The following is a 23,318-nucleotide window of genomic DNA, read 5'->3' on the forward strand; positions in this document are numbered from 1 at the left end:
TCATGCACCCCCGCCCAAGACAGTTCCAGTTCGCCGGCCTTACGCCTTGCGCAGTCCCCTGGAAAAGTTGATTTCCCTGCAATAGCTGACCAGTTGTGTCGCTCCAATAAAGTCGGCACTGATGATGCTGCACTTCGGCGCCCATCCAGAGTCCGGACCAAACCACTCGTTCAATTCCCGGGTGATTCGTTTTACACCGGCCAGTTCTCCATAACTGGTGGCGGATAATGACCAGAGCGTGTTTTTCTCGGGCGGATTATTCAGTGTTCTTTCAATATGCTGCCTTAACTCTTCAGGTGACGTAATGTCGCTGCCGCTCCATTCGCTTCTGATTTTTGGCCAGTACAGGGGTGAACTGAAGTCCGGATGCCAATCGCTGGCTAGTACGATTCTTTGCAGGGGACTCCTTTTCTTTAGTGCACCCAGTGTCAGATAACGGTTTTTTAGCGGAATCAGTCGCGTGCCCAATTCACGGATGATGGCCTCATGAAAGCCTTTGTAGTCGAAATTTTTTTCATCAAAGCCTTTGAGTTCGTGCATATCCAGCACGACGAATTCATCCGGGTTTTCATTGAGGAAAAAGTCCAGGCTCTTGAACAGTTCAATCAAAGATCGGCCTTTGAGGTGTTTGTAGCCGTGAAAAGTATGAAATTTCCTTACACCCAGCCAGCGCTCTTCTGAAAGAAATCGCAGGTCGAGTACCCGGACGCCCTCGTTGAGCTGCTGGATAAATGGCCCATCCTGGCAGACGAACCAGTGACTGGCCGGTTGAACGTCGATTGGGTATGAGAAGTCATAATCCACTCCCGCGTTATGGGCGCCGGGCCAGACCAGTTCCAAGAGGGTTAACTTGTCAATGGAAGGTGTCGCCGACATCCAGTTTTTATGGGGGTAAGTATTTGTCATTGTGCAGTCCGTTGCTATTTAAGAATAAAGAAACGCCCGAATATCAGAGTTGATATCGGGCGATTTATTCTTGGTTGCAGGTCAGGGTCTGTACAAGCAATTAGTGTTTTCAGGATATTGTTATTGCTGGCTGTTTTTCGCCTCTAGATGATGGACAAGCCATTGTGGTCGTCCATCAATTCATAGGAAGGATCGGAAACTCCGGCGGTGCGGGTCATGTCAGGGTGCTTTTGTTGTTATCTCGCCCTGATCATGCCTCTTGCCGGATGGATAACGCTATTACCGGACGCGAGCCTGTTCATGCAAGGCATGGCCGTAAACCGCTTTCATGCTGGTGGCGCTCCAGCAGTAACGGACGATTTCGGATTCATCGAAAAAATCGGTACTGATGATGCTGCAACGCGTCACCCAGTTTCCCGTAGTGTTGAACCAGTCGTTGATCTGCCGTTTTATACGCCCGGGCCCGCCCAGCAGCGAGTAGGTGATCGCGGACAATGACCAGAGGAATGTCTCATAGGGCGCATCTTCCAGGTTTTGCGCGATGTGGCGTTGCAGCTCGGTGGTGTCGGAAAACGTGCTGTCACGCCACTTGTGCGGGATTCGCGGCCAGAAGTAATCGCCATCGAGTTCCGCCAGGGCGGGCGCCGCCATGACAACACGGCGATGCCGACTCGCACTTTTCAGTGCTCCCACTGTCTTGAGTCCGTCGCCGGGAAGGACGGCCCGAAGCCCGAGACGACGCACGAGCCAGTCACTGAGCCTTTTATGGTCGAAGGGTTTGTTGCCGTCCGCCAGTTGATGGAAGTCCAGCACGATGAATTCGTCCGGGTTTCGATCAAGGAACAGCAGCACCGCGTCGATCATATCGTCCAGGACGCGATGCGAGCGAAAGCCGTTGTGGTGAAAGTAAAACCCGGATCGAGCCGCGCCGGCCGTGTAGCCCAGGCGGATATCAAAGGCGCGGGCGCCATTGGCCAGTTGCCAGGAAAAAGTGTCGTTCTGACAGCTGGTCCAGTTGCCGGTCACCGCATCGTAATTCGACGCCTTTTTGTCCATGCCGGCGTTATGTACGCCAGGCCAGACGATATCGGTGAGTTTGAGTTGATTGATGTCGAGGGTGTTGCTCATCCAGGTTTGCTTGTCGAGCAATCCTGTTTTGTTGTGCGTCATGGCTATTCCTTTTGCCGGTCACCCCGTCCGTGGGGCGGTGAAGGCCAAAGGATATCCGCTCATTGGTGATCAATGCGGTAGATATGTATCGCACAGGGCGGCTAGTTGAGGCGATTCTTGGCCTCGATCCATTGCGCCATGTATTGGGTACTTTTGTGTTGATGATGGCGCAACATGCTGCCGGTGAAGTTGTCCCTGCGGATGTTGGCCAGATGTTGTTGGCATTCAACCAGTCTTTCGATCAACGCCGGGCCGTGAAGGGCTTGCTGGTAACGACCGGCCAGCAGGGTTTGCGCTTGAGCCTGGGCGTTCAACCATTGCGCCTTGTCGTTGTAAAGCCGGACGGCGCAGTCGGCGAACTCCCGTGCGGTCCGGGTTATGGCACCGGGCCAAGCCTCTTCGCCGTACATCGCTTCCGCACCCGCGGGCGTTGTGACATTGGGCGTACCACAGAGCATCGCATCGACGATCTTGCCTTTGATACCGGCGCCGAAACGCAACGGCGCCAGGCACACCCGCGTGGCCGACATGACTTGCAACGCATCTTCGGCCCAGTTCATGACGTGAAACCCCTGGGCGGCGTTGTGCAACGCGGTGGCCTTGGGCGGCGTGTATGCGCCGTAGATGTGCAGTTGCGCCGTGGGCAGCTGAGCGCGGATCAACGGCCAGATCGTGGTTTTCAGCCAGAGCACGGCATCCCAGTTCGGTGCATGGCGAAAATTGCCGATGTGCAGAAGGTTCGCCCGGTTTTCGAATGGAACGGGCGACCGGGTCGGCAGTTCGACCATCAGCGGGCACCAGTGCAACAGGTTGCGCGGTACTTTGAACTGCTCGACCAGCAATTCGATTTCCACCTGCGAAACCATCAGGGTCAAGTCGCATCGATAAATTGCCGCGATCTCCCGTTTGGCCAGGTCGGTATCAGCCATGAATTCGAACTCTTCGCGTAACGCGGGCGCAAACATTTCGCTGAAGTCGTTGTTGTCGTCGCTGGCCTTCAGGCGGTCCTTGAGACGCTGATGACGGGCATCACGCAAGCTTTGCAGGTCGGAAGACTCCAGCACCCGCATGGCATTCGGGCAGTGTTTTTCGACACGCCAGCCGAATTGCTCTTCCATCATGAAGCGATCGAACAGCACCACATCCGGGGCGAGTTCGCTGATGAACGTGTCGAAACTGCTGTTGTTCAATTCGATGGGCACTTCGCGAATGCCCAGTGGTGCCAGGTCGGCGCGGTGCTCGCCGGTACCGGCGGGGCTGCTGAAGGTGATGTCCCAGCCTTGCTGCAGGAACGTTTCAAGGATTTGCATCATGTGCCCACCGGCTGCCGAAGAGCGGGGCTCGGGCCAGACGTAACCAATGACCAGGACTTTGGTTGCGTGGGGTTGAATCATTGACGGGAATTCCTTGAAGCGGATACAGGGCAGGGATGAAAAACGGTGCGCATTAAACCACAGCAGGGCGCAGGGTTAGCCGAGAATGCTTTTAACTTTGTCGCGCAACTGATCGATGGAGAACGGTTTACCGATCACATGCATTCCTGCCGGTGCATCGATGCTTTCGGCATACCCGCTGGCAAAAAGGACCGGAAGGGTTGGACGCAAAGCACGCGCTTCATTGGCCAGTTCGCGGCCGTCCATGATCGGCAAGCCCACATCCGTCATCATCAGATCAATCGGTTGATTCAGGTCCTTGAGCTTCTCCAGCGCCTGTTCGCTGCCATCGGCTTCAAGCACCTTGAAATCCAACTCCTCCAGCACATCAACGATCAGCATGCGCACGGTGGCATCGTCTTCGACGACGAGGATGATGGAGGCGTTGGCGGATGACATAGTGAGATTCCCGAAAAAATTGGCGCTGCCAGTCGCTCGAAATCAGCGGCCTCTTGCATGAGTAAGTGACGGATCCCGACAAGTTCCCAACGCGATGGAAAAAAGAATGGCGGCGCAGGTCAGGCAAGGATAACCCGCTGCTTTGGGGGGCGCAGTGGAATGTAGGACCTTGCGCGATAACATGTCAGAAAATTGGATCAGTGTGCGAGTTTTGGGGCAAACTCCTTGCACTCTGACAGTTCGACAAGGCCTTCCCCATGACCCCTGCGTCCTCGGTTGATGAGCAACGATTTCGTAAACTCCTGAGCCGCAACATCAGCCTGCCCTTGGGTCTGGGCCTCATCAGTGCAGTGTTTTTCGTTTCGCTGATCACCTATTTACTGTCGACGATCCAGTGGGTGGAACACACCGACCGGGTGATCAATAACGCCAATGAAGCGGTCAAGTTGACCGTGGACCTGGAAACCGGGATGCGTGGTTTCCTGCTCAGTGGCGACGAACATTTCCTCGAACCCTACGAAACCGCCAAGCCGCGAATTGCCGTGGCGCTCAACACCTTGCTCGAGCTGACCGCCGACAACCCGGTGCAGACCGACCGTTTGCTGCGGTTGCAGGCACTGCAGCAGGAGTGGGCCCATTACGCGCAATCGCTGATCGATTTGCAGCGCAGCAGCGGTGACTTTCGCGCCGTGGTCAAGGCCGGCCGTGGCAAGCGACTGACCGATGAAATTCGCAAGCAGTTCGAGGACGTGATCGACGCGGAACAACAATTGCGCACATCGCGCAATGAAGAAGTGCGACGTACCACGGTCATGAGCATCAGCCTCTATCTGTTGTTCATTGCCGGTGTCAGTGGGTTGCTGGCGTATGTCGGGCGTCGCGATTTGCTCAACCTTTCGCAAAACTACAGCGTCAACCTCGCTGCCCAGCAGGCCAGCGCCCATCGCCTGGAGCAGCAGGCCTGGCTGCGCAACGGCCAGACCGAACTGGCCGAGCAAGTGCTGGGGCAATTGAGCTTGAACATGCTGGGTCGCAACATTCTGCAATTTTGCGCGCAGTACCTGGGCTCCGCCGTGGCAGCCATTTATGTCCGTGAAGACCATGGCGGCCTCAAACGCATCGCGACCTACGGCTTCTCCCGTGAGCAGGAAGATCGTGAGCAGCAGATTTATAGCGACGAAGGCATTGTCGGCCAGGTGGCGCAACAGGCACGGCTGATTCGCCTGGACGAGGTGCCGGGGGATTATTTCAAGGTCAGCTCCGGCCTCGGCGAAGGCTTGCCGCGCAGTGTGCTGGTGGTGCCAACCAGCGACGACGACCGGGTCAATGGCGTGATTGAGTTGGGTTTCCTGCGTCCATTGACCGACCGCGATGTCGCGTTGCTGGAGTTGATTGCCAGCAACATCGGCACGTCCATCGAGGCCGCACGCTATCGCCAGCGCTTGCAGGAAGTGCTGGCTGAAACCCAGCAGCTCAATGAAGAGCTGCAAGTGCAGCAGGAAGAGCTCAAGACCGCCAACGAAGAGCTCGAAGAACAGTCGCGGATTCTCAAGGAATCCCAGGCGCACCTGGAAACCCAGCAGGTGGAGCTGGAGCAGACCAACGAACAACTCGCCGAGCAGGCAGAAGTGCTGGCTGAGCAGCGCGACGCCATGGACCTGAAGAACACCGAACTCAATCAGGCGCAGATCCAGCTCGAAGAGCGCGCGCTGGAATTGCAGCGTTCGAGCAAGTACAAGTCCGAATTTCTCGCCAACATGTCCCACGAACTGCGCACACCGCTGAACAGTTCGTTGATCCTGGCCAAGCTGCTTGCGGAAAATGCAGAGGAAAACCTCAGCGCCGAGCAGGTCAAGTTCGCCGAGTCGATTTACTCCGCCGGCAATGACTTGCTTAACCTGATCAACGACATTCTGGATATTTCCAAAGTCGAGGCTGGCAAGCTGGAAATCCGCCCGGAGAACACCAGCGTGGCGCGTCTGGTGGATGGCCTGCGCGGCCTGTTCCAGCCGTTGGCCACGGACAAGCAGCTGGATTTCCAGGTGGATATGCAGGACGGTGCGCCGCAGATGCTGTTCACCGACCGTCAACGCCTGGAGCAGGTCCTCAAGAACCTGCTGTCCAACGCCGTGAAGTTCACCGAAAAAGGCAGCGTCAGCCTGGCCGTCGCCATGGCGCCAAACGAGGGCATTGCGTTTACCGTGCGCGATTCCGGCATCGGCGTTGCGGCGGATCAGCACGAAAGCATCTTCGAAGCGTTCCGTCAGGCCGATGGCACCAGCAATCGGCGTTACGGCGGCACCGGGCTGGGTTTGTCGATTTCCCGTGATCTGGCGGCCTTGCTCGGCGGCTCCATCAGCATGAGCAGCACGCCGGGGCAGGGCAGTGTGTTTACTCTGGTCTTGCCGCAGCAGTACGTGGAACCGGGCGAAGTGCCTGTCGAACCGATGCGAGCCGTTCCTGTGGCGGCTGCACCGAATGTACCGCCACCCACGTTGTCGCCATTGATTGCCGACGTCGACATTCCGCGTTTTGACGACGATCGCCACAACGGTCCGTTCACCAGCCGCTGCATTCTGGTGGTGGAGGATGAGCCGAACTTTGCGCACATCCTCTACGACCTTGCCCATGAACTGGGTTACCAATGCCTGGTGGCCCATGGCGCCGACGAAGGTTATGACCTGGCCAAGGCGTTCATTCCCGATGCGATCCTGCTGGACATGCGGCTTCCGGATCATTCCGGCCTGACCGTGCTGCAACGTTTGAAGGAGCACGCCGAAACCCGGCACATCCCGGTGCATGTGATTTCGGTCGAGGACCGGGTTGAAGCGGCGATGCACATGGGCGCCATTGGCTATGCGGTCAAACCGACCACCCGCGAGGAACTCAAGGACGTGTTCGGCCGCCTTGAGGCGAAGCTGACCCAGAAGGTCAAGCGCGTGTTGCTGGTTGAAGATGACGATTTGCAACGCGACAGCATTGCCCGCCTGATCGGCGACGATGACATCGAAATCACCGCCGTTGGCCTGGCGCAGGAGGCGCTGGACCTGCTGCGGGCCTCCGTCTTCGATTGCATGATCATCGACCTCAAGCTGCCGGACATGCTCGGCAATGACCTGCTCAAGCGCATGTCTACCGAAGACATCTGCTCCTTTCCTCCCGTCATCGTCTATACCGGGCGCAACCTGACCCGGGATGAAGAGGCCGAACTGCGCAAGTATTCGCGCTCGATCATCATCAAGGGCGCACGCTCGCCGGAGCGGCTGCTGGACGAGGTGACGCTTTTTCTGCACAAAGTCGAATCACGGTTGTCCCATGAGCGGCAGAAGATGCTCAAGGTCGCCCGCAGTCGCGACAAGGTCTTCGAGGGCCGCAAGGTGCTGCTGGTGGATGACGATGTGCGCAACATCTTCGCCCTTACCAGCGCGCTGGAGCAAAAGGGCGCGGTCGTGGTCATTGGCCGCAACGGCCACGAAGCGATTGAACGATTGAATGAGGTGGAAGACATCGATCTGGTGTTGATGGACGTGATGATGCCGCAGATGGATGGCTTTGAAGCCACCGTAGAAATCCGCAAGGACCCGCGCTGGCGCAAGTTGCCGATCATTGCGGTGACGGCCAAGGCCATGAAGGACGATCAGGAGCGCTGCCTGCAGGCCGGCGCCAACGATTACCTGGCCAAGCCCATCGACCTGGACCGCCTGTTTTCGCTGATTCGTGTCTGGTTACCGAAGATGGAACGTATCTAGTGGAGCGCAATTATTCAGGGGAGCGAAACAGCGAAATCGAATTGCGGTTGTTGATCGAGGCGATCTACCTCAAGTACAGCTACGATTTTCGCGATTACTCCGGCGCTTCGATCAAACGCCGGGTCAACCATGCGTTGAGTCAGTTCGAGTGCAATACCATCTCGGCGTTGCAGGAAAAGGTCTTGCACGATCCCGCCGCGTTCATGCAATTGCTGCAATTGCTGACCATTCCGGTCAGTGAGATGTTTCGCGACCCTTCGCACTTTCTGGCCATTCGCAAGGAAGTGGTGCCGCTGCTCAGGACCTACCCTTCGATCAAAATCTGGATCGCCGGATGCAGCACCGGTGAAGAGGTGTATTCGATGGCCATTCTGCTGCGTGAAGAGGGCCTGCTCGACCGCACGATCATCTACGCTACGGATATCAATCCGCGCTCTCTGGAAAAAGCCAAGCAAGGGATTTTCTCGATGGAGAATGTCCGCGCCTACACTGCGAATTACCAGCAGGCCGGTGGCCGGAGTTCATTTGCCGACTACTATACGGCGGCTTATGGGTACGCCATTTTCGACAAGACGTTGCGTGAGAACGTGACCTTTGCCGATCACAGCCTGGCGACGGACAGTGTATTTTCAGAAACTCAATTAATTTCATGTCGTAATGTATTGATTTATTTCAATAAAAAACTTCAGGATCGAGCGCTTGGACTGTTTCATGAGTCCCTGTGCCATCGCGGTTTTTTGGTGTTGGGCAGTAAGGAAACCCCGGATTTCTCAGCCTTCGGCAATCAGTTCGAGCCGCTGGTCAAACAAGAACGGATCTACCGAAAATCATGAACAGTGCAACGAACCTGCCGGCGATCGAGGCGATCGTGATCGGTGCCTCCGCCGGTGGCGTCGAGGCGCTGTTGAACATCCTCGGCCCGCTGCGCGAGGGTTTCGCACTGCCGGTGATTGTCGTGCTGCACCTGCCGGATGAGCGCTGCAGCCAACTGGCGGACGTGTTTTCCCGCCGGGTTGCCCTGCCGGTGCTGGAGGCGTGCGACAAGACCCCGGTCGAGGTCGGCACGCTGTATTTCGCCGCGCCCGGTTATCACCTGTCGGTGGAGCAGGACCGCAGCTTCTCCCTGAGCCTGGAGCCTCGAGTGCATCATTCGCGACCTGCCATCGATTACCTGTTCGAATCGGCCGCCGATGCATACGGAGCCCATCTGGCCGCGGTATTGCTCACCGGTGCCAACCGCGACGGCGCGCGCGGGCTGGTCCAGGTCAAAAAGCGTGGTGGCATGACCATCGTGCAAGACCCGCAATCAGCCCAAGTCGCCACCATGCCCCAGGCTGCGCTGGATCTGCTCCAGCCGGATCACATACTTCCTGTACGCGGCATCGGCCGTTTGCTTGTCGAGCTGGAACGAATCGCATGCTAAGTAATATCAAGGCCAAACTGCTGATCGTCGACGATCTGCCGGAGAATCTGCTGGCGCTCGAAGCGCTGATCAAGCGTGAAGACCGAATCGTGTACAAGGCGCTGTCCGCCGACGAAGCCTTGTCCCTGCTGTTGCAACACGAATTCGCCATGGCCATCCTCGATGTGCAGATGCCCGGAATGAATGGCTTCGAGCTGGCCGAGTTGATGCGTGGCACGGAAAAAACCAAAAACATCCCGATCGTTTTCGTCAGTGCCGCCGGACGCGAACTGAACTACGCGTTCAAAGGCTACGAAAGCGGTGCCGTGGACTTCCTGCACAAGCCGCTGGACATCCACGCAGTCAAGAGCAAGGTCAATGTGTTTGTCGACCTGTATCGCCAGAGCAAGGCGATGAAGGAACAAGTGCTGGCCCTGGAGCACAGTCGCCGCGAACAGGAGACCCTGCTCAAGCAGCTGCAAGACACCCAGCTGGAACTGGAGCAGGCGGTGCGTATGCGCGATGATTTCATGTCCATCGTCGCCCACGAAGTGCGCACGCCGCTCAACGGCCTGATCCTTGAAACCCAGTTGCGCAAGATGCACCTGGCCCGGGACAACGCCGCCGCCTTCACCCTGGACAAAATTCACGCCATGGTCGACCGCGACGAGCGGCAGATCAAAAGCCTCATACGTTTGATCGAAGACATGCTGGATGTCTCGCGCATTCGCACCGGCAAGTTGTCGATCCGGCCGACGTGCTTTGATCTATCGGCGCTGGTTCGGGAATTGTTGCAGAATTTTTCCCCGCAGATCGACGCCGCCGAGTCGTCGGTCACACTCGATGCCGGGCAACCGGTGATCGGAAATTGGGACGAGTTTCGTATAGAACAGGTCATTTCCAACCTGTTGACCAACGCCTTGCGTTACGGGGCCAAAGGCCCGATCTCGGTGAAGGTATACAGTGAGGAGGGCCGGGCGCTGGTGGACGTGCAGGACCAGGGGATCGGCATCAGCGAAGAAAACCAGGAGCGGATATTCCAGCAGTTCGAACGGGTATCGGCCAAACACGTCGTCGCCGGACTGGGCCTGGGATTGTTTATTTCAGAACAGATTGTGACCGCCCATGGCGGTACTATTACCGTCCAGAGCAGGATTGGCGAAGGCGCCTTGTTTCGCGTTTGTCTGCCGCTGTAGGAAAACAGCCAGATAAACGCAACCTCTGATCGACCCTACGGTCGTATCAGCAGCAATTGACCGAACAAAGGCTTCCCATGAGCGAAGATGCACAAGATGTAGTACTCGTCGTCGAGGACGATCCCTCGATTCTGATGGTGCTGTCCGCTTATCTGTCGGGCGAGGGTTACCGCGTATTGCAGGCCGAAAACGGCGAGCAGGCGTTTGAAATCCTGGCGAGCAAACCGCACCTGGACATGATGATCACCGACTTCCGCCTGCCCGGTGGCATCTCCGGCGTGCAGATCGCCGAGCCCGCGGTGAAGCTGCGACCGGAACTCAAGGTGATTTTCATCAGCGGCTACGCCCAGGAAATCCGCGAGACGGACAGCCCGATCACGCGCAAGGCGCCGATTCTCGAAAAGCCGTTCGATCTGGATAAATTGCAGGAACTGATGCAGGACATGCTTTCGTAAGTGCGCTGTTGGCTCTTGTACCTGTAATTTCTGACAGTTGACGGTGGTGGTGTATCAGCAGATAAACGTTTCGGATGTCATGCGGCTAATTCTTGCATGTCAATCCGGAGCGAAGGCAATGCACAGACATACACCGGCACTCTCAGTGAATGATCCGCGTCGCGCCGTCGTACGTGAAATTGCCTATCACCGGCGTTCGGACCAGCAAGCCCCTCAGGCACGCATCACCCAACATATCTACAGTACCCGCAACCGCGCCAGTCACAGCCGTGACCCGCGGCTTTTTGCCCTTCATGAATACGATGGGGCAGCGCCCGCCAATCAAACCACGATCACCACCCTGAGCGGGCTGCCCATGCTCTCCATCAGCGTGGATGCCGGGTGGCGGTTGAGTCTTTACGGTGCTGCCGGGCAAAGGCTGGAAGATTGGGATCAGAAACGTAATTACCTGCGCATGACCTACGATTCATCACTGCGCCCTGCGCGCGGTTTTGAGTCAGCGATGGGCGAAGAGCAGCAAACGGCTTGTTTTGCATACGGTGACGGGTTGGAGGAGTCCGTCAGACACAATCGCTGCGGTCAACTGATCCGCCACGATGACTGTGCGGGCACTCAGTACTTCACCGAGTTTGGTGTGCTCGGTGCACCTCTGCATCAAACCCGACGTTTTCTGGCCCACCTTCAGGTACCCGACTGGCCGGAGAACGAAACCGAACGTGACAAATTGCTCGAGCCTCAAGGAGCACTCACGCAAATGAGCTTTAACAGCGTTGGTGAGTGGGTACGGCATGTTGACGTTTTGGGCAACGAGCAAAAGCAGCGTCAGACCGTTGCCGGTGAGTTGTTCAAAACCCGCATCAGGCTGGCCAACACCGATGATGAAATCACCCTGGCGGGGGACATTCAATACAACGCCTTCGGACAAATCGTGCAGCAAAAGGCCGGCAACGGCGTGGTAACACGCGCCGTTTTCGCTCCCGAGGATGGGCGGCTGGCAACGCTGCAAGCGCAGCTGGCAAGTCAGCCGCCGTTGCAGAGTCTGACGTATGCCTATGATCCCGTCGGTAACCCGATTCGTATGACTGACGCCACTCAGTCGATCCGTTACTCGCGCAATCAGAGCGTTGCCGCGATCAATACCTGGCAGTACGACACCCTCGGCCAACTCATCGAAGCCCGCGGCCGACAGCGATGCAATGCCCCCGGCGGCCCCCATTTGCCGGCTTTCGTTTCGCCACCGGATCCTGGCCAGCTTGAGAACTATCTCCAGACGTTCGACTACGACGCCGGTGGCAACCTGGAGGTTCTGCATCACCACGCTGACAGCGCAAATCGAACCGAGCGAACGGCCGTTGCAACCTTGAGCAACCGAAGTTTGCCTTGGAGCGATGGCATCGAATCACCCGGGGACAGTGAAATTGATGCAGCTTATGACGCCTGCGGCAATCTCAATGTGCTTCAACGGGGACAGACTCTGCACTGGGACGCACGCAACCGCTTGCGTCAGGTCGATCAGGTGGTGCGGGAGAATGAACCGGCTGACTCGGAGATCTATATCTATGACGGCGATGACCAGCGTGTGCGAAAAATCCGTACGGCTGATACTGGCACATTGATCCGTATCCATGAGACCCGCTACTTGCCGGGGGTCGAGATTCGTACAACTCCGGATGAGACCCTGCATGTCATCAGTGTCCAGAGCGGTAGATGTACCGTGCGGATCCTGCACTGGGAAAGGGGATCGCCACCGGACGGTGCCCGGCATCAGTTGCGTTACTGTCTTGCCGATCATCAGGAATCCAGCACACTGGAACTGGATCAAGACGCCAGGATCATCAGCCAGGAAAGCTACTATCCCTACGGCGGCACAGCCTGGTGGGCAGGTCGGGACCGGGTTGAGGCCAGCTACAAGACAGTCCGTTATTCAGGGCAGGAACGGGACGCGACGGGGCTGTATTACTACGGGTTTCGGTATTACATGCCGTGGCGACAGCGTTGGTTGAGTGCCGATCCGGCGGGAGCGATAGATGGGTTGAACCTGTATCGGATGGTGGGGGGCAATCCTGTTCGCTTTGTGGATGTGCATGGGCTGGCGGGTAACGATTTATCGTTAATGGAACAGGGGGGCCAGGCTGCACAGAGGACGTCGACCGTTCAATGGGTCGGTGCTCGTGTTGCAGACGTGGTTCGGGGAGGGGTAGCAAGCGCCACAGGTGAACTCGCCAGTGTAGGAGTCTCAACCCTGTTGGAAACAACAGCGGGCTCTACATTGCGAGGCGCTAATGCTGCAATGAGCGCTGTAGCCCATGGATACGCCGGCGGCGGCTTGGCGGAAAACTATATAAGAAACCATCGATTGAGGAGCCGCTTTGCGACGGTTCCCATCAGATTCACTGGATATGTGCTGGGTGCCGGAATGGGCGCGGCATCAGGCTATTTAAGTCCTGACCCTTTGGGGAGTTTAGCTCGCACCACCAGTCGAGCCTTCGAAGCTGGAATGTCTAGCTTCACATCAGGAGTTGGACCATCCATACAGAACAACACACCGTCAGGGGGTTGGTCGGTGGTGTTCGAAGGGGGAGTGAACCTCGCTACCGGAGTTCTTGAGGGAGCCTATCTACCGCAGGTTTCCGGGCTAAACCCTGTGCTTCAAGGTTTTATTACCGGAAGTATCAAGCAGATTGCTGGTGCCGCTATTCGCCGTCTGGGTAATGTGGATACCAGTTACATTCCGAGTAGCGAATTGAGTTTTCCAGGCTGGGAAGAACTTGATGCCGGATTGAAACAATTTGGGCACAACGTGCTTATGGATATTACGTACTCGAATTCAATGGACTGGGTAGTTGTAAGCCTCGAAGGTGCAGGTCATGAAAGTTTTACGCAAACACATCCGGTCGCGGATAGCATTTTGCATACGGTCAATCCGATCGCCGAACTCGATCCGTTGATAGGACAGAGGGTCCAGAATGGCTATCGCCAACGAGCAGTAGACAACATGGTGGGAACCCGTAAGTTTTTGGCCACAGTTTAGCGATTGAGGCATATTGATCATGAGCGAACGCTACAAGTAGCAAATCATCTCCCGCACCTTCGCCATCAAGAGATCGAAGGTAAACGGCTTGGTAATTAACGGCATACCCGGACGAAGGCTGGTGAAAGGGGGCGAAGGCGCAGTTGATGCTTTGCGGCATGCCAAGGCCGGTGTCGGTGACACTGAGTATCACGTAATCAACGAAATTTCCGTCGGGGTTAAAGCCCTTGTTGCAACGCCGGATCATCGGGATTCATCTGCTCGAGTTGCGCCAACAGGATCTGCACGTTTTGCAGTTGACCGCTTTCCTTCCAGTAATTAATCAGCAACACCCGGGCCTTGCGGTCATTCGGATGGCGCTGAACAACTTCCTGCAATTGTTTCTGCGCTGCTTCCAGCTCCTGCTCGCCGTGCAACGTGGTAGCCAGGTCGTAGCGGTAATCCCGGTTGTTCGGCTCAAGTTCGACGGCCTTGGACAGGCCGAGCAGGGCGAATTCGCTTTGCTCGTGATGCAGCATCCAGAGCCCCAGGGCATGTTGCAGGTAGGCTGAATCGGGTTGCGCCTGGAGTTGCCTGGCCAACAGCTGCCGGGCGGCGTCGTTCTGGCCCTGTTTATCGAGCACCTCGATTTGCAGCACCAGCGCCGGCAGGTTGTCTGGCGCCAGGTGCAGGGTGTTGTCCAGCGCCAGTTGCGCTTCCTTGAGCTCGGCATTGTGCAGGTGCAGGCGGGCCAGTTGGTATTGGTTGTCGGCGCTTTGCGGTGGGTTCTTGAGCACTTGCTCCCAGGCGTCGATGGCTTGCTCCAGTGGCCCGAAATACAAACCCAGTTCATCCGGGGACAACCCCAGCAGCGCGTTGATTGCGGCCAGTCGTACGCTTTGTTCGCTGTCGTCGAGCAATGGCCCCAGCAATAAACTGCGCTGGCCGCTCGGTACCAGGCCGCTGATGCTCTTGATCGCGGCGATACGCACCTCGGGCGATTCGTTCTGCAAGTCGGCATCCGCCAGTTTCAGGGCCACCGAGCTTGGATAATTGGGCAGCTCGGCATGCAGCCAGACACGACGCTTGGGGGACAGGTCCGGACGGGCCAATTGCTGATAGAGCACGCGCGCGGCACCTGGCTTGCCGGCCCGGGCTGCCGCCAGCGCTTCGCTGTAGCCATGCTGGATAGCTTCGGGAACCACCGGGGTGGTATCGCGAAGGGAAAACCACGCAAGGCCGATGACGAGCAGGGCAAAGAGGCTGATAAACAGATAGCGGCGGGACTTGGGCATGCAGGAATCCGGAAGCTGGCGAGCTTTTGCAAAGGCGCAAGCTTCGGTCAGGCAACGCGTTGAGTCAAACCTTGACGACGTTTACGCTCGATTCAAACGGTTGAAAAAACCTTCAGCCGGCAAAGAATGGGCCTACAGGCTGTGTCGACAGCAAAACCTCTCTTGGCACCGCTGCAGTGACTACGCTTGCTGGAGGTGTCTCGACGAGCGTTCCCATGCAAGCGTTGCTGCAGTACTTCAAGGCCATGCTCAACCCCGGACCCGGGGTGTTGCTGTTTGCCCTGCGAACCATAGCGGCCGGTTTGTTGACCCTGTACCTGGCGTTCCTGTTCGATCTGGATCAGCCCAAATGGTCGATCATGGCCGTGGTCATCATCAGCCAGCCACTGGGTGGCATGGTGCTGGCGCGCAGCTTTGGCCAGGTGATCGGCACCACGATGGGCGCGGTTGTCGCGGTGGCTATCATGGCGATTTTTCCGCAGGCACCGCTGCCTTTCATCACCACCCTGGCCCTGTGGCTGGCGCTGTGCACCGCCGGTGGCACGCTGTTGCGCTACACCAGTTCCGGGGCATTCGTGCTCAGTGGCTACACCGCCGTGGTCATCGCGTTGCTGGCGATTCCCGATCAGGATGGCACCTTTTTGCTGGCGGTGACGCGCCTCACCGAAACCTTGCTGGCCGTCGCCTGCGTGTGCGTGGTCAGCCTGCTCACTGCCAGGCCGGAAGCCGTGGCCCGGGATTATTTCGCCAGGATCGATCAAATCACCCGGTTGCTGGCTACCCATGCCAGCGCCGTCATCCGCACCGAAGAAAGCGAAGCGGATTTCCAGCACCGGCAAATGCAGCTGTTGGGCCAGATCAGCGGCCTGGAGGGCGTGCGTCGGCACATGTACTTCGATGCGCCACGGTTACGCAGTGCCAACGGCCTGGTGCAACTATTGGGCAATGAACTGGTGTTGTTGACCGCACGGCTGACCGCTCTGCGCCATCAGCGGCTGTTGTTGACCGAGCGCTGGGAGGGCGAGTTGCCCGAGGAAATTCAACGATTACGCGCCGAAGAACTGGCCTTTCTCGATGAACTGGCGCAGCAGGGGCGTTCGCTGTCCAGTGAACAACGCCATCACTTCACGTCGCTGCAAAAACGCTTCGATGAGCTGGCGTACAGGGCCGAACAATTGACCGAGCCGCTGCCGGCCACCTTGCGCTCGCTGGCCTGGTCGCTGCGCTGGGAGCAAGCGCGTCTGCTGCAGCAACTGGAGCAGATTCTGGAATTGAGCGATGCGATCCAGAGCGGGCGGCCCGCCAGCAGTGTGTTTCGCGGGCGTGAAAACCCGCTGCATCTGGATTTTACCCTGGCGACCATGAATGCCGTCCGGGCCTTTTCCGCGCTGTTGATTGCCGGCCTGATCTGGATCGAAACCGGCTGGGACGGTGCGCGAGGCGGAATGGTGCTGCTGGGAATCCTTTGCTCGCTGATGTCGACGTTTCCACGGCCGTTGCTGGCGGTTCAAAGCTATGCAAGGGGATTCGGGCTGGCATTGGTGGCCTCGGCGCTTCTTCAGTTCATGTTTGTCCCGATGATCAGCAACTTCGAGATGCTTGCCTTGCTGCTGGCGCCTTTGCTCTACGCCGTCGCGGTGGGGCTGGCCAGTCCACCCACCACAGGTACCGGCATAGGCCTGGGGCTCACGACTTTTCTGTTGCTCGGCCCGTTGAACGTGGGGATTGGTCAAAACACCGCCATCCAGTGGTTTGAGTTTGCCGGGGCCTACACCTGCGCGACCGTGCTGGCGTTGAGTGTCTATGCGCTGATCTTTCCGTTCAGGCCGGATTTACGCATGCGCCGGCTCTACAGAGAAAACTGCGAGCAGGTGCACGCCTTGCTGAAAACCTCGGCGAGCGATGAACAGCAGTTTGCTTTCGAAAGCCGCATGGTTGATCGCCTGACCATGATGCTGGGGTTGCTGCCGGCGACCCAGGAGCCACAATCGCGTGAGCTGTTTCAAGTCAGCCTGGCCTGTATGGCACTGGGCATTGCCTTGAGCCAGCTCAGGCAACAAGGGCAGAACAACGCACTGCTGAGCCCGCCAGTGCAAAACCGCTTGTTTTCGACGGTCCGGGACACCGGGAGACTGGTCGCCGGCCGGCCCGGAATCGAAGTGACTCAGGTGCTGGACAGCCTCCACACCTTGGGCGACGAACTGGATGCCTTGCATACCAATGTCCATGAACACTTGTGGTCAGTGTTTCGCATGCGTGTAGCGCTGTTGATCGTAGTGTCGTTCGTCGAACGTTATCGCCGTTATTTTGAAGCCTCAGGCCTTGAAGGAGATCCCGTCCTTGCCCATTGATCTGGAAGTGGGTGGTGCCTATCTGCCCCCGATTGCCCAGGCACTGCTGCTGGGCCTGCCGATTTTTCTGTTGCTGGACTGGACGTTGCGCCGCCTCGGAGTGCTGCGGTTTGTCTGGCACGAAGCGTTGTTTGAAGGCGCGTTGTACGCCTGCGTCTGCGCTACATTGATTCTGGTGATGGGAGCCTGATGCCTTGAAGAACATCCTTTCCCGACTCTCGACAGTTGCGGTGGTACTTCTGGCCTTCATCCTGGGCTGGTTCGCCTGGGAGCATTACACCCGCGCCCCCTGGACCCGGGATGCCAGGGTGCGTGCCGATGTGGTGACCTTGTCCGCCGATGTTTCGGGGCGAATCGTCAGCCTGGCCGTGCAGGACAACCAACACGTGGACAAGGGCCAGGCCCTGCTGGAGATCGACCCGGCGCGTTACACCCTTGCGGTGGAGCATGCCAAACGCGCGGTGGAGGTGGCCAAAGCCTCACTTGGGCAGGCCCAGGCGACTATTACCGCCAGCGAAGCATTGCTCAAACAACGACAGAGCGAAGAGCAGCGGCGGCGTACGCTCAAGGACCGTTCGGCGATTTCCGGGGAAGAGTGGGAAAAAGCCAACACCGATGTATCGGTTGCCCAGGCTGATTTACTGCGTAATCAGGCAAATCTGGTGTTAGCCCAGGCCAACGTGCAACTGGCCATCGCGGCATTGACCCAGTCTGAACTCGATTTGCAGCGTACCCATGTTGTATCCCCGGTGACCGGCTACGTCACCAATCTTCTTACCCGGGAGGGCGACTACGCCTCGGCCGGTGGGCCATTACTGGCGCTGGTGGACAGCGACTCGTTCTATGTCAGTGGCTACTTTGAAGAAACCAAGTTGCCGCGGATCGGGGAGGGCGACCGGGTCAAAATCGAATTGATGAGTGGCGAGACGTTCGGCGGCAAAGTGCAGAGCATTGCCTTCGCCATTGCCGACCGGGAAAACCTGCCGGGCGGCCGCCTGCTGGCCAACATCAACCCCAGTTACACCTGGATCAAACTGGCGCAGCGGGTGCCGGTGCGGATCCAGATCGACACCGACTATGCCGGTAAAGACAAGCTCAGGGCGGGGACCACGGCCACCGTGACCGTCCAGGAAAACCACAAATCAAAAGACCCGCATTAACCCTAATACCAGTCAGTTAAGCGGTAATGCGATCTGTAGCAGCTGAAATTGCTTAATACCCCCCTGTGTGGGATGTGTTGTTTTTGATAGGCAAAAAAAGCCCCGCGACCGAATGAGACGCAGGGCGAAGGAATTGGTTGGTTGCGGCCAACCAAAGGGGCTTTAAGCCATCGGGTTAATTGCTCGCGACCGTCTCCGGCTGCCAGCCACCGCCGAGGGCCTTGTAGATCGCGACGATGCCGCGATACAGGTCGACTTCAGCCTGGGCCTGGGAGTCTTCGGCGGCCAGGCGTTCACGCTGGGCGTCGAGCAATACGAGGAAATCGGCGGTGCCTTCGCGGTAGCGGATCTCCGCCAGGTCGGCGGCCGAACGGCTGGACTCGCTCTGACGAATCAGCGAGATCAGGCGCTGTTGGCGTTTGCCGTAGTCGCTGAACGCGTTTTCCGATTCTTCCAGGGCCAGCAACACTTGCTGCTCGTAGGTCGCCAGGGCGCCTTCGGCATCGGCATCGGCGGCGCGCAAACGGGCGCGCACGCTGCCCAGGTCGAACGCCGCCCAGGTTATGCTCGGGCCCAGCGCCCAGGCATTGGCCGCCGAGGAACCGATTTGCGAACCACGCCCGGCGGTGAAGCCAAGAAAGCCGCTGAGGCTGACTTGCGGGAACAGATCCGCCTTGGCCACGCCGATCCGCGCCGTGGCCGACGCCAGTTTGCGTTCGGCACTGAGAATGTCCGGCCGGCGTTGCAGCAGTTCACCCGGATTACCGATCGGCAAGGCCTTGGCAATCGCCGGCAAGTCTTTCGGGCTCAGGTCCACGGCCAATTTGTCCGGGCGCTGACCGAGCAAAGTGGCGATACGGTTCTTCTCCCGAACCTGCTCAGCCTGCAATTGCGGCACGCTGGCTTCGACCGACGCCAGGCGGGCATCGGCACGTTCGACATCGAGCTGATCGCCGACGCCGGCATCACGCAGGTTGATGGTGATCTTGCGCGACTCCTGCTGGTTTTCCAGGTTGGCCAGGGCGATCTTTTCCCGCAGTTGCGCACCGCGCAGTTGACCGTAGGCATCCACCAGTTCGGCAATCATGGTCACTTGCAGCTGATACAGATCGGCTTCAAGCGACTGTTGCTCGGCATTCGCTGATTCCAGGTTGCGCTGGATACGACCAAACAGGTCGATCTCCCAGGCCATGTCCAGGCCGAGGTCGTAGCGTTCGCTGTTGACCCGGTCGGTGGTCTGGCCGGGAATCTGGCCCTTGCCCAAGTCACTGCTGACACGACTGCTGACGACCGGCAAGTTGTCGTTACTGATGTCATCGCGGATGGCCCGGGCCGCTTTCCAGCGGGCAAAGGCGACGCGCAAATCACGGTTGCCCTTGAGCGATTCGGTCACCAACTGGTTGAGCGTCGGGTCTTCGAACTGCTGCCACCAGATGCCTTCGAAACGCGAACGGTCAAAGTTTTTCTGACCGGCCGCGCCGTCGGTGGCGGTGGTGATGTTCGCCGGTTCCGTGGCTGGGGTCTTGTAGTCCGGGCCGACGGCACAGGCACTCAGGGCCAGTACCAGCAGGCTCGGCAGAAAGGCTTTCAAACTCATCAATGAGACTCCAGCTGCTTATCCAGTTTCTGCGCCTTGGCGGCTTTGCGCGATTGGCCGCGCTCGACAAAGTTACGGATCAGTACGTAGAACACTGGCGTCAGCAACAGACCGAAGAAGGTCACGCCGAGCATCCCGGAGAACACCGCTACACCCATGGCGTGGCGCATTTCGGCACCGGCACCGCTGGAGAACACCAGCGGCACAACACCCATGATGAACGCGAAGGAGGTCATCAGGATCGGCCGCAGACGCAGACGGCAGGCTTCCAGAACCGCAGCCAGCGGGTTGAGGCCTTCCAGTTGCTTGTCCTTGGCAAACTCGACGATCAGGATCGCGTTCTTACAGGCCAGGCCCACCAGTACGATCAGGCCGATCTGGGTGAAGATGTTGTTATCACCACCGGAGGCAATCACCCCGGTAATGGCCGACAGCAGGGTCATTGGTACGATCAGGATCACCGCCAGCGGCAGGCTCCAGCTTTCGTACTGAGCCGCCAGTACCAGGAACGCCAGCAGTACGCAGAGCGGGAACACGAACAGCGCGGTGTTGCCGGACAGAATCTGCTGGTACGTCAGGTCGGTCCATTCGTAGGTCATGCCGTTCGGCAGTTCTTCCTTGAGCAGTTTCTCGATGGCTTTTTCGGCCTGGCCGGAGCTGTAGCCGGGGGCTGCCGCACCGTTGATTTCAGCGGTGATGAAGCCGTTGTAGTGCATCACGCGGTCCGGGCCCGAGGTGTCGCTGACCTTGATGAAGGTCGCCAGCGGGATCATCTCGCCTTTGTTGTTACGCACCTTCAGCTGGCCGATCTGGTCGGATTCGAGGCGGAACTGCTGTTCGGCCTGAACGTTGACCTGATAGGTGCGGCCAAAGCGGTTGAAGTCGTTGGCATACAGCGAACCCAGGTAGATCTGCAGGGTGTCGAAGATGTCGCTGACGGCCACACCGTGGGTCTTGGCTTTTTCCCGGTCGATGGCGGCATCGACCTGCGGCACGTTCACCGTATAGCTGGTGAACAGGCCGGCCAGTTCCGGCACGCTGTGGCTCTTGGCGATGATGTTCATGGTTTCCTTGTACAGCTCTTCGTAGCCCAGGTTGCCCCGGTCTTCGATTTGCAGGCGGAAACCACCAATAGTGCCCAGGCCTTGTACCGGCGGCGGCGGGAAGATCGCCATGTAGGCTTCCTGAATGTTCGCGTATTGGCCGTTCAAGGCACCGGCAATCGCACCGGCGGACATGCTCGGGTCTTTACGTTGGTCGAACGGTTTCAGGGTCACGAACACGATGCCGGCGTTCGGGCTGTTGGTGAAGCCGTTGATCGACAGGCCAGGGAAGGCCACGGCACTTTCCACGCCAGGCTGTTTCAGGGCCAGCTCGGACATGCGCTTGATCACGTCTTCGGTGCGGTCCAGGCTCGACGCATCCGGCAGTTGCGCGAAGGCCACCAGGTATTGCTTGTCCTGGCCGGGTACGAAACCGGTCGGTGTGCTGGAGAAACCGAAGAAAGTCAGGACCATCAGGCCGGCGTACAGCAGCAGGGCGATACCGCTTGAGCGGATCACACGGGCAACCGTGCCGACATAACCGTGGCTGGCTTTTTCAAAGAAGCGGTTGAACGGACGGAACAGCCAGCCACCGAAGATCTTGTCCAGCACCTTGGAGAAACGGTCTTTCGGCGCGTCATGACCTTTGAGCAATACCGCGGCCAGTGCTGGCGAAAGGGTCAGCGAGTTGAAGGCCGAGATCACTGTCGAGATGGCAATGGTCAGGGCGAATTGCTTGTAGAACTGACCCGTCAGGCCGGAGATAAATGCCGCAGGGACGAACACCGCGCACAGCACCAGCGCCGTCGCAATGATCGGGCCGGTCACTTCACGCATGGCGCGTTTGGTGGCTTCGACCGGCGTCAGTCCGAGCTCGATGTTCCGCTCGACGTTCTCCACCACCACGATGGCGTCGTCCACCACGATACCGATGGCCAATACCAGGCCGAACAGCGACAGGGCGTTGAGCGAGAAACCGAACAGGTGCATCACGGCAAAAGTACCGATCAGCGATACCGGCACCGCCACCAACGGAATGATCGAGGCGCGCCAGGTTTGCAGGAACAGGATGACCACCAGTACCACGAGGATCAGTGCTTCGAAGAGGGTGTGAACCACCGCCTCGATGGAGCCGCGCACGAAGATCGTCGGGTCATAGACGATGCTGAAGTCCATGCCTTCGGGGAAGCTCTTCTTCAGCTCGGCCATTTTCGACCGCACTTCGTTGGAGATCTCGATGGCGTTGGAGCCCGGGCGTTGGAAGATCGGGATTGCCACGGCCGGTTGGTTGTTCAACAGCGAACGCAGGGCGTACTGGCTGGAGCCCAGCTCAACCCGGGCGATGTCCTTGAGGCGAGTGATTTCACCGTTGTCGCCAGAGCGAATGATGATGTTCTCGAACTCTTCCTCGGAAACCAGACGACCCTGGGTGTTGACCGACAATTGGAATGCGGTGGCATTCGGTGCAGGAGGCGCACCCAATGCACCGGCCGCCACTTGACGGTTCTGCTCGCGAATCGCGGTCACGACGTCGGTTGCAGTCAGGTTGCGTGAAGCGGTTTTGTTCGGGTCGAGCCACACTCGCAGCGAGTAATCGCCCATGCCGAACAACTGCACATCGCCGACACCGCCCAGGCGCGCCAGCTCATCCTTGATGTTGAGCAGGGCGTAGTTGGACAGGTACAGCATGTCGTAGCGCTTGTCCGGCGAGGTCAAGTGCACAACCATCGTCAGGTCGGGCGATGCCTTGTCCACGGTGATACCGATGCGCGTCACTTCCTCGGGAAGTTTCGGCTCGGTCCGGGTCACGCGGTTCTGCACCTGCACCTGTGCGTTATCCAGGTCGGTACCCAGGGCAAAGGTGATGGTCAGGGTGATCTTGCCGTCGGCGGTGGATTGCGAGGACATGTACAGCATGTTCTCGACGCCGGTGATGGCTTGCTCCAGCGGAGCGGCCACGGTTTCACCGATGACTTTAGGGTTGGCACCCGGGAAGTTGGCGCGCACCACCACGGTCGGCGGCACCACTTCCGGGTATTCGCTGATCGGCAACTGGAACAGCGAGATCGCACCGGCGATCAGGATCAGCAGCGATAGAACCGCTGCGAAGATCGGCCGCGAAATGAAGAACTGGGAAAAATTCATCTTGGAA

16 protein-coding genes are annotated in these 23,318 nt (G+C 58.3%); 9 read left to right on the plus strand and 7 right to left on the minus strand.

The features are described from left to right. Positions 1-39 precede the first annotated feature (39 nt). The 4 genes from PMI28_RS22480 to PMI28_RS22465 all read right to left on the minus strand — a co-directional run bounded on the left by PMI28_RS22480 (position 40) and on the right by PMI28_RS22465 (position 3,908). Positions 40-906, minus strand: coding sequence for a hypothetical protein (locus PMI28_RS22480; protein WP_007983711.1), 867 nt, complete (start codon positions 904-906; stop codon positions 40-42). Between the two features lie 279 nt (positions 907-1,185). Next, complete coding sequence (locus PMI28_RS22475) at positions 1,186-2,076, minus strand: hypothetical protein (RefSeq protein ID WP_007983713.1); 891 nt, start codon at positions 2,074-2,076, stop codon at positions 1,186-1,188. Positions 2,077-2,177: 101 nt separating this feature from the next. Continuing rightward, on the minus strand, positions 2,178-3,470 hold the full coding sequence (locus PMI28_RS22470) for a glycosyltransferase (RefSeq protein WP_007983715.1): 1,293 nt from the start codon (positions 3,468-3,470) through the stop codon (positions 2,178-2,180). Between the two features lie 75 nt (positions 3,471-3,545). Next, complete coding sequence (locus tag PMI28_RS22465; RefSeq protein ID WP_007983718.1) at positions 3,546-3,908, minus strand: response regulator; 363 nt, start codon at positions 3,906-3,908, stop codon at positions 3,546-3,548. A 257-nt stretch (positions 3,909-4,165) separates the two neighbouring features. On the opposite strand from PMI28_RS22465, the gene PMI28_RS22460 reads away from it, so the two are divergent. The 6 genes from PMI28_RS22460 to PMI28_RS22435 all read left to right on the plus strand — a co-directional run bounded on the left by PMI28_RS22460 (position 4,166) and on the right by PMI28_RS22435 (position 13,741). Then, on the plus strand, positions 4,166-7,657 hold the full coding sequence (locus tag PMI28_RS22460; RefSeq protein ID WP_007983720.1) for a response regulator: 3,492 nt from the start codon (positions 4,166-4,168) through the stop codon (positions 7,655-7,657). Further along, positions 7,657-8,490: a CheR family methyltransferase gene (locus PMI28_RS22455; RefSeq protein ID WP_007983722.1), complete on the plus strand. Its 834-nt coding sequence runs from the start codon at positions 7,657-7,659 to the stop codon at positions 8,488-8,490. The genes PMI28_RS22460 and PMI28_RS22455 overlap by 1 nt, the downstream gene beginning before the upstream one ends. Beyond that, complete coding sequence (locus PMI28_RS22450; RefSeq protein ID WP_007983724.1) at positions 8,487-9,080, plus strand: chemotaxis protein CheB; 594 nt, start codon at positions 8,487-8,489, stop codon at positions 9,078-9,080. Before PMI28_RS22455 ends, PMI28_RS22450 begins: the two co-directional genes overlap by 4 nt. After that, the gene (locus PMI28_RS22445) at positions 9,074-10,255 is read left to right on the plus strand and encodes a hybrid sensor histidine kinase/response regulator (RefSeq protein WP_007983726.1); all 1,182 of its coding nucleotides are present in this window, start codon (positions 9,074-9,076) and stop codon (positions 10,253-10,255) included. Before PMI28_RS22450 ends, PMI28_RS22445 begins: the two co-directional genes overlap by 7 nt. Positions 10,256-10,332: 77 nt before the next feature. Then, entirely contained in the window at positions 10,333-10,710 is a 378-nt protein-coding gene (locus tag PMI28_RS22440; RefSeq protein WP_007983728.1) for a response regulator, read from the plus strand. Positions 10,711-10,828: 118 nt separating this feature from the next. Then, positions 10,829-13,741: an RHS repeat-associated core domain-containing protein gene (locus PMI28_RS22435; RefSeq protein WP_007983730.1), complete on the plus strand. Its 2,913-nt coding sequence runs from the start codon at positions 10,829-10,831 to the stop codon at positions 13,739-13,741. A gap of 218 nt (positions 13,742-13,959) precedes the next feature. Here PMI28_RS22435 and PMI28_RS22430 read toward each other — a convergent pair whose 3' ends face one another. Then, on the minus strand, positions 13,960-15,015 hold the full coding sequence (locus PMI28_RS22430; RefSeq protein ID WP_007983732.1) for a tetratricopeptide repeat protein: 1,056 nt from the start codon (positions 15,013-15,015) through the stop codon (positions 13,960-13,962). A gap of 215 nt (positions 15,016-15,230) precedes the next feature. Between PMI28_RS22430 and PMI28_RS22425 the strand changes: the two genes are divergently transcribed. The 3 genes from PMI28_RS22425 to PMI28_RS22415 are packed head-to-tail and all read left to right on the plus strand — an operon-like array spanning position 15,231 to position 18,526. Next, a complete protein-coding gene (locus PMI28_RS22425) occupies positions 15,231-17,366 on the plus strand; it encodes an FUSC family protein (RefSeq protein WP_007983734.1) in 2,136 nt (711 codons plus the stop codon). Further along, on the plus strand, positions 17,356-17,556 hold the full coding sequence (locus PMI28_RS22420) for a DUF1656 domain-containing protein (protein WP_007983736.1): 201 nt from the start codon (positions 17,356-17,358) through the stop codon (positions 17,554-17,556). The genes PMI28_RS22425 and PMI28_RS22420 overlap by 11 nt, the downstream gene beginning before the upstream one ends. Positions 17,557-17,560: 4 nt before the next feature. After that, entirely contained in the window at positions 17,561-18,526 is a 966-nt protein-coding gene (locus tag PMI28_RS22415; protein WP_007983738.1) for an HlyD family secretion protein, read from the plus strand. Between the two features lie 175 nt (positions 18,527-18,701). Here PMI28_RS22415 and PMI28_RS22410 read toward each other — a convergent pair whose 3' ends face one another. Then, complete coding sequence (locus PMI28_RS22410) at positions 18,702-20,123, minus strand: efflux transporter outer membrane subunit (protein ID WP_007983740.1); 1,422 nt, start codon at positions 20,121-20,123, stop codon at positions 18,702-18,704. Next, positions 20,123-23,311 (minus strand): efflux RND transporter permease subunit, encoded by a 3,189-nt coding sequence (locus tag PMI28_RS22405; protein WP_007983741.1) that lies wholly within the window; start codon positions 23,309-23,311, stop codon positions 20,123-20,125. Before PMI28_RS22405 ends, PMI28_RS22410 begins: the two co-directional genes overlap by 1 nt. Between the last annotated feature and the right edge of the window lie 7 nt (positions 23,312-23,318).

Origin of the sequence: Pseudomonas sp. GM48 (assembly GCF_000282335.1) — a bacterium.
GTDB lineage: Bacteria > Pseudomonadota > Gammaproteobacteria > Pseudomonadales > Pseudomonadaceae > Aquipseudomonas.

Bases quoted from the DNA above. Each gene is read 5' to 3' on its own strand.
- PMI28_RS22480 (WP_007983711.1), bottom strand. From the start codon at position 906: ATGACAAATACTTACCCCCATAAAAACTGGATGTCGGCGACACCTTCC.
- PMI28_RS22475 (WP_007983713.1), bottom strand. From the start codon at position 2,076: ATGACGCACAACAAAACAGGATTGCTCGACAAGCAAACCTGGATGAGC.
- PMI28_RS22470 (WP_007983715.1), bottom strand. From the start codon at position 3,470: ATGATTCAACCCCACGCAACCAAAGTCCTGGTCATTGGTTACGTCTGG.
- PMI28_RS22465 (WP_007983718.1), bottom strand. From the start codon at position 3,908: ATGTCATCCGCCAACGCCTCCATCATCCTCGTCGTCGAAGACGATGCC.
- PMI28_RS22460 (WP_007983720.1), top strand. From the start codon at position 4,166: ATGACCCCTGCGTCCTCGGTTGATGAGCAACGATTTCGTAAACTCCTG.
- PMI28_RS22450 (WP_007983724.1), top strand. From the start codon at position 8,487: ATGAACAGTGCAACGAACCTGCCGGCGATCGAGGCGATCGTGATCGGT.
- PMI28_RS22445 (WP_007983726.1), top strand. From the start codon at position 9,074: ATGCTAAGTAATATCAAGGCCAAACTGCTGATCGTCGACGATCTGCCG.
- PMI28_RS22440 (WP_007983728.1), top strand. From the start codon at position 10,333: ATGAGCGAAGATGCACAAGATGTAGTACTCGTCGTCGAGGACGATCCC.
- PMI28_RS22435 (WP_007983730.1), top strand. From the start codon at position 10,829: ATGCACAGACATACACCGGCACTCTCAGTGAATGATCCGCGTCGCGCC.
- PMI28_RS22430 (WP_007983732.1), bottom strand. From the start codon at position 15,015: ATGCCCAAGTCCCGCCGCTATCTGTTTATCAGCCTCTTTGCCCTGCTC.
- PMI28_RS22425 (WP_007983734.1), top strand. From the start codon at position 15,231: ATGCAAGCGTTGCTGCAGTACTTCAAGGCCATGCTCAACCCCGGACCC.
- PMI28_RS22410 (WP_007983740.1), bottom strand. From the start codon at position 20,123: ATGAGTTTGAAAGCCTTTCTGCCGAGCCTGCTGGTACTGGCCCTGAGT.
- PMI28_RS22405 (WP_007983741.1), bottom strand. From the start codon at position 23,311: ATGAATTTTTCCCAGTTCTTCATTTCGCGGCCGATCTTCGCAGCGGTT.